Genomic DNA, 733 nt, shown 5'->3' with positions numbered 1-733 from the left:
ACCAAAGGTGCGCCCACTTTTTTCTATGCCTCACATCCGCTAACTGCATCCCCGTTCCGCTGTGTGCGGCCGGCGCTTAAAAAGCGCTGGCCGCACAGGTGTTCTTGGGTTATTTAAGATTGCTGCTGATATACGATCCGGCAACGCGCTGCACGTAGTTCTGGCAGGCTGTACCGGTTTTCTAGTCGAAATTTTCTCCGTAAATAACGGTGTTGGACAAAATGCGCACCCCAGATATGGAACATGATAGGTCTGGCAAGTCTGCGCGGCGGCATCGGTTTCCATTTTTTCGCAGGAGGTTCCGACCGTCTTGTTCAGATAGAACATCCGATCAATCTGGTTGTTTCATTCGTTGGAGGAGCCGATGGTTCCTTCCACCACCGAGCGCCTTTGACGGCGTTGGCGTCTTGCAGCAGGGCAGGGTCGGCATTATGATAGACAGACTGTGTAGTTGTATTCATCTTTGCTTTTTGCCCACCGCTCTGGATGCTTGGCGTTCAGCTCTTTCTTATGCGTAAAATCATATAAGCGGGGCCTGGTGTAAAGACCTTGCAGAATCGGTCAGTGGAGCGCTATAATCAAGCCTTTTTAGGAACAAACGCGGGAACAATCAGCTATTTCCGATTTCATGTAGTGCCTTTGTTACCAGTTGTTTAGCCTTTTTAAGAGCCGCTCCCTTTAAAGGTTGCGGCCTCAAGACCAAAAAGCGGAAGGAAACGCCAATTGTATTCTC

This window comes from Oscillibacter sp. (genome assembly GCF_032060045.1).
Lineage (GTDB): Bacteria > Bacillota > Clostridia > Oscillospirales > Oscillospiraceae > Oscillibacter.
Note: the sequence above shows the minus strand (reverse complement) of the source record.